This is a genomic window from Sulfurovum sp. UBA12169, assembly GCA_002742845.1.
Taxonomy (GTDB): domain Bacteria; phylum Campylobacterota; class Campylobacteria; order Campylobacterales; family Sulfurovaceae; genus Sulfurovum.
On the sequence record DLUH01000004.1, the window covers coordinates 99269 to 105355 of the forward strand.

6 protein-coding genes are annotated in these 6087 nt (G+C 43.3%); 1 reads left to right on the forward strand and 5 read right to left on the reverse strand.

Annotation, left to right across the window (positions count from 1 at the left end; genetic code table 11):
- Positions 1-2: 2 nt before the first annotated feature.
- The 5 genes from CFH81_04890 to CFH81_04910 all read right to left on the reverse strand — a co-directional run bounded on the left by CFH81_04890 (position 3) and on the right by CFH81_04910 (position 4685).
- Complete coding sequence (locus CFH81_04890; GenBank protein DAB40574.1) at positions 3-1754, reverse strand: acetate--CoA ligase; 1752 nt, start codon at positions 1752-1754, stop codon at positions 3-5.
- Between the two features lie 149 nt (positions 1755-1903).
- On the reverse strand, positions 1904-3031 hold the full coding sequence (locus CFH81_04895) for a 2-alkenal reductase (protein ID DAB40575.1): 1128 nt from the start codon (positions 3029-3031) through the stop codon (positions 1904-1906).
- A gap of 22 nt (positions 3032-3053) precedes the next feature.
- Entirely contained in the window at positions 3054-4028 is a 975-nt protein-coding gene (locus CFH81_04900) for a calcium/sodium antiporter (protein DAB40576.1), read from the reverse strand.
- A gap of 122 nt (positions 4029-4150) precedes the next feature.
- Complete coding sequence (locus CFH81_04905; protein ID DAB40577.1) at positions 4151-4330, reverse strand: hypothetical protein; 180 nt, start codon at positions 4328-4330, stop codon at positions 4151-4153.
- A 4-nt stretch (positions 4331-4334) separates the two neighbouring features.
- A complete protein-coding gene (locus tag CFH81_04910) occupies positions 4335-4685 on the reverse strand; it encodes a hypothetical protein (protein ID DAB40578.1) in 351 nt (116 codons plus the stop codon).
- A gap of 213 nt (positions 4686-4898) precedes the next feature.
- On the opposite strand from CFH81_04910, the gene CFH81_04915 reads away from it, so the two are divergent.
- Positions 4899-5954, forward strand: coding sequence for a hypothetical protein (locus CFH81_04915; GenBank protein ID DAB40579.1), 1056 nt, complete (start codon positions 4899-4901; stop codon positions 5952-5954).
- Positions 5955-6087: the final 133 nt, after the last annotated feature.

Below are 6087 nucleotides of genomic sequence, written 5' to 3' on the forward strand. Positions count from 1 at the left end.
CTTTATGCTTCCAAAGTAGAAATGTCGCCTTCGGGAAGGCCCATTTCGCGCGCTTTAAGGAGCCGGCGCATAATTTTTCCGCTTCTGGTTTTGGGAAGGCTTGGCAGAAATTCAATCTCTTTTGGAGCAATGGCTGCGCCTAGTTTTTTTCGCCCAAAACCGATCAGCTCTCGCCGAAGCTCCTCACTGGGCTCAAATCCTTCTTTCAAAGCGACAAAAGCTTTTACCAACTGTCCTACCGTCGGGTCAGGTTTGCCGATCACCCCTGCTTCAGCCACAGAAGGGTGTTCCATCAGTATACTTTCGACCTCAAAAGGCCCCACCATATGGCCGGAAGTTTTGATAATGTCATCAGCACGCCCGATAAACCAAAAATACCCCTCTTCATCTTTATAGGCCAAATCTCCTGTCAGATACCATCCCTCAACAAAACATTTCTCATAACGCTCTTCGTCATGAAGATAACCCCGAAACATCGAAGGGCCGCCCGGCTTAAGCGCAAGCTCCCCCTCTTTATACGGGCCAATGATCTCGACAATACCGCCGTTTTCTTTTTTTTGAACGATTGCTGCTTCTACTCCGGGAAGCGGCCGCCCCATAGAACCCGGCCAGATTGGCTGGGAGATCAGATTGGCAATCATGATCCCCCCTGTTTCCGTCTGCCACCAATTATCATGAATAGGCAGTTTCAATTTTTCTACACCCCAAACAACCGCTTCGGGATTAAGAGGCTCTCCAACACTTTGAATGAGCCGCAGTCTCGAAAGATCATACTCTTTTGGCGGTTCAAAACCAAGACGCATCAGACGCCTTATCGCCGTAGGGGCCGTATACCAAACGCTTACTTTTTCATTTTGTAAAATCGCATACCACCGCTGTGCATCAAATTCTGATTCATCCACAACGTTTGTAATCCCATGAAGCCAAGGAGCAATGATACCATAAGAGGTTCCTGTCACCCAGCCCGGATCCGCAGTGCACCAAAAAATATCATCAGGATGAAAATCCAAGACATATTTGCCGCTCATCCAATGCATATAGATTGCCTTATGTACATGCACAACACCCTTGGGCATTCCTGTCGTCCCGCTGGTAAAATGAAGAAGAGACATATCTTCGGGGTCTGTGGGCAAAATCTCAAAAACATCGGAGGCTTTTTGCATCAAACTCGCCAAAGAGCGCACTTTGCTGCTCTCATCTTCTTGCGCATCAATAAGCAGCACAACTTCCAATTGCGGCAGCTGATCAAGCAAAGGACGCACTTTCTTCTCAAAAAGAGCTTTTGTCGTCAAAAGCGCCTTGGCGTCGCCCCGCACCATCCGCTGCAATATTGGCTCCGGGCCAAACTGGGAAAAAAGCGGACATAAAACACTGCGATTTTTAAAAATGCCCATTGCCGCAATATAGAGCTCCGGAAGGCGTGTTGACAATGTAAAGACACAATCCCCTTTGGAAAGACCGAGCGAACGGAGCACATTGGCAAACTTGGCGCTCTCTTGCTTCATCTGCTTAAATGTAAATTCGCGCCTTTGGCCGTCTTCCCCCAGCCACACCAAAGCGGTTTTTTGAGCCAACGGGCCATTGGCATGCCGATCGATCGCTTCATGCGCAATGTTTAATCCTCCAGATGGCAGCCCCTCAAACTGCGATGCTACCTCTTCCCATTGAAACTCTTTATAAGTTTTCTCATACTCTGTCAAATGGGGACGCACCTTCAGCTCTTCTACCTGTTTCTCAATACGATTTCTTTCCACTTTGCAGCCTCCGCATTATTTTTTGCCTACTGTATAAATTGTACCAAAAAAATATTAGATTAATTAATCTAATTTTATAAAAACTTTATGTTATATCTATATGCTGCAGGTCATACAAAAACTGTGCATCTGTATTTCTGTCCGAAATTTTATTGGGCCAAGCGTACTTCTACTTTAATTGTGTTTTGGTTTCTAATAATTCCAAGCGTTACTTTATCACCGACTCGATGTTCGTCCAAGATGGCAAAAAGATTAGAGAGCGAACGAACCTTTTTCCCGTCAACAGATACGATAACATCACCAAGAATAACATGATCGCTCCTATCAATCCGGCTTCCGGTAATGCCGGCATGAAAAGCGGGCGAATCTTTTTGCACACCCAATACCGCTACGCCTTCCATGCCAAACTTCTCGGTAATCAAATTATTTAAACCCTCATCTACAATAATTCCTAGTGACGGCCGTATGTATTTGCCGCTTGAGATGAGTGGCGGAACGACACGGTTGATCGTATCTACAGGCACCGCAAACCCGATACCCGCATAGGCACCCGACGGACTGTAAATTGCTGTAGTGATGCCGATCAACCGTCCTGAACTGTCCAGCAAAGGCCCGCCTGAATTTCCGGGATTGATGGCCGCATCCGTCTGGATCAAATGCTCAATGGCCAGACCGCCCTCAAGATCCAATGTGCGGTCGAGCGCCGAAACGATGCCGCTTGTAAGCGTATAGTCCAATCCGAAAGGATTGCCGATAGCAAAGACTTTTTGTCCGACTCTTAGATCGTGGCTGGAACCTATTTTTAACGGGGGAGGCGAATTGAAAGCCACAAAGATTTTTAAAACGGCAAGATCATGCTCAGGACTTGCGCCGACAAGAGATGCCTTATGGCTTTGTCCGTTATTGAGCCAAACGGTAGCCTCTGAAGCCCCTTCGATCACATGAAAATTGGTTACGATATGGCCATGAGTATCCCACACAAAGCCAGACCCGGCTCCTTTTGGTACGCTAAAGACGTTTCTATTCCAAAAATCCCTCACTCTTTGGCTTGTTGCAATATAGACAACCGAAGGACTTGTTTGCTCAAAAACAGCGATCGTTCTTTGTTCGTCATCGCACAGATGCTCTTTTGGCGTCACTTCCCTAGGGGAAGAAGAAGGAATGATAAAATTTTTATACACAATTATAGATAGATAGACAGCAGCCAGCCCTGTGATCAGAAAAAAAACTGCCGTTGTTATTTTGGATGTGTTTTTATTTTTGTATTCATTATCCATACCGCATAATCCTGCTGCGAGATTAAACTTCCAAACCTATTCCCAAATAAGTATTATACGCTATATAGCAAAGAATTAAACTGATCCCTTTTGCTCTTGTTAGAGTTCCGTTTCCCCCGTTGGCTTTATATGCCATAGCCAAAAGCGCCAAAGTCAAAACAAACATCACCATCCAATCTCTTTGTAAAACTTCAAACGGCATTGTGTCCACAGGAGAAATTACCGTAGCTATCCCTACAACGGCTAAAAGATTGAACATATTAGATCCTACGACATTGCCTATGGCAATATCGTGCTCACCTTTTCGTGCAGCGATAACCGAAGCGGCGAGTTCCGGCAGCGAAGTGCCAAGCGCCACAATGGTAAGACCGATAATCAAATCGCTTACGCCAAACTCTTGCGCCGTTCCGACGGCGCCCCATACAAGCACCCGTGAGCTTACTATCAAAAGAATCAAACCAAAAACAAGCCAAACAATGCCGGCCTTTAGACTCATTGCGTGTGCTTTAAGCTCAGCCTGCATTTCATCTTCAAAAACATCGCCTTTGCTTTTTACGGCAGCAAAAACGGACCAGCCTATCAGTGCAAAAAATCCGATTAAAAGCCATATGCCTTCCATGAGCGTCAAACGATAGTCCAATAATGCATATCCGCTTGCAAGCACAATCAAAACCAAAAGCGGAATTTCTTTTTTAACTATTTTAGAATGAACGGCTATAGGGGCGATCATAGCCGTCACACCCAATATAAGCGCGATATTGACAATGTTGGATCCTAGGGCATTGCCTAGCGCCAATGAAGGGTTTCCTTCATATGCTGCAATTGCAGAAACCACCATTTCAGGCGCGCTTGTGCCAAACCCGACAATCAAAATACCGATCAAAAGTGTCGGCATCCCTAAATGTTTGGCTGTCGCTGCTGCTCCTTCGACAAACTTATCCGCACTCCAAACCAAAAGCGCAAAACCTGCGATAATGGCCAACAAATACATTAACATCCAACCTCTTTTTTGTAAAATTGCAATCGCTTATTTCTAGTTAAACAGCTTTTTGCTTTTGGGCTTAAGCGCCGCACTATCAAATCATCAGCGTTTTATATGCTGTCTGCTTTTTTATTTTGCTATTTTATCCAAATTACATAGCCAGCAAAGACACCCGCATCAAACATTTTTAAATCGGTCATGAGAAAGGAAGTAATTTTAGAGGCCAAACCGTTTATCTCTATGAAACCGCCCCGCCCTTTGAAAGGAAAAAATTCATGCCGCCCCGCTTGCAATACGGCATGACAGAAAGATAGCACAAGGCTACATATTCAGCTTTTTTGCATCTTTAACACAATAACGTGCATGCGGCATAGCGCGCAACCGTTCAAGCGAAATGACGTCGCCGCTTTCTTCACATATGCCATACGTGCCTTTATCTATCTTGGAAAGGGCATGGATGACCTCTGAAAGTTCGTGCTGCTGCTGCGCTAAAAGCGTATTGTCGTGCATGCTTTCTCTTTCCAATGACGCCAAATCTTCCATATCGTTGATTCCGTCTTCACTGCCGACAACCAGCTCAAGCTCGTTTCTTAACCCCAAAATCGTATTTTGCAGTTTTGTTTTCATTTGTGCTAATTGTGTTCTAAATTCTTCAAGTTCTTTTTTTGTCATTCTATTCTCCGTTTTCTATATAATAATGCCAATTTGTTAAAATTATGATTAATCATGATACCCGTCTAAACCAAAAAGATCGGCCGATTTCATTTTTTGTTTGCCCAACAGCATGCAAAACCGAAGTCATAAAAAATTAGAAATTGTGCTAAAATAAAAATTATTTCAGAGCAAAGCCTCAAAAGAGAAGAGCGCAAAGAAAGAAGGGAGAATATGGTGCTAAAAAAAAATTTTGGTATAGTGCTGATGATTTGTACACTGCATGCCAGCAGCAGCCAAAACGATACTAACCAATCCTCTTACGTTGATGAACTCTACACCGATTTTTCGGGCAAAATACTAGAATGGTCCGAGCTTATAGATACCAAACTGTGTAATTGGCTTGAAGATCCGTACAATGACACCCCCGATACTGCTGCACCCAATGATCCCCTTAGCAATGAAGTCAAAAAAATGGATTCTTTTTTTCAAAACCAAAAATTTTTTGATGAATCGGAAAAAACATATCTTCGCCTCAGGCTTGAAAGCGATTTTCACTCAAAAGAATCAAACAATTTTAATGCCAATCTCAATGCGCAGCTGCCTTTAAGCAGAAGCAAAAAACATTTAAAAATTTTTATCGACAACCTTACGGATGAAAACGCTAAAGATCTTTTTCATGAAACCCTAGACAAAGAAGAGCCGTCTTCAGGTATCGGTATTCACTATTTTGCTCCTCAAGCATACGGTATTGTCTCCAGATACTCGTTAGGAATGACGGGTATAACTCCCTTTGTGCGCGCCAAATACAACATCCCCCTCAAGGTCGATAATTGGCTGATAGACCCAATCCAATTGTTTCAATACTCTACCAAAAATGAGTTTATCGAACAGACCAATATCTACTTTGATAAAAAACTTGAAAATTCCGCTTTTTTCAGACTGCTTCTGCACAGAAAAACCGAATCGGAAATAAACGGCATGGATTATGCTCTTGCACTGCAATACTTCCAAAGCCCCAAAAAAGATAAAGGTTTTAGTATCTCTCAATCGTTTGAAGGAAACACCGAGTATCTTGATTTTTCACCGAGCAACCCCAACCCCGAACAAGCGAAAACCTACAGCGGCATCAACAACTACACCACTTCGCTCAGATGGAGAGAAAGCATCTGGCGCAAATGGTTCTTTTATGAGATAGGGCCTGCCGTGAATTTTCATAAAAAATTTGACTACAAGCCAAACTACAGTTTAAATTTCATGATTGATTTTTATTTTGGAAACTACCGCTAGCACTAAAAGACGTTAATATTGACATAAACAGAGATAAAAAGCTAAAATGGTCAGAATGCGGCAAAAAATATCATCAAAGGTTCAGCAATGGAAAATCGTTATATTTTTAAATTTATGATACTGCTTGTCGGAT

What these genes read in the sequence shown, in the direction of transcription:
- CFH81_04910 (DAB40578.1), bottom strand. Translation starts at nt 4,685, where the DNA reads ATGACAAAAAAAGAACTTGAAGAATTTAGAACACAATTAGCACAAATG.
- CFH81_04915 (DAB40579.1), top strand. Translation starts at nt 4,899, where the DNA reads ATGGTGCTAAAAAAAAATTTTGGTATAGTGCTGATGATTTGTACACTG.
- CFH81_04900 (DAB40576.1), bottom strand. Translation starts at nt 4,028, where the DNA reads ATGTTAATGTATTTGTTGGCCATTATCGCAGGTTTTGCGCTTTTGGTT.
- CFH81_04895 (DAB40575.1), bottom strand. Translation starts at nt 3,031, where the DNA reads ATGGATAATGAATACAAAAATAAAAACACATCCAAAATAACAACGGCA.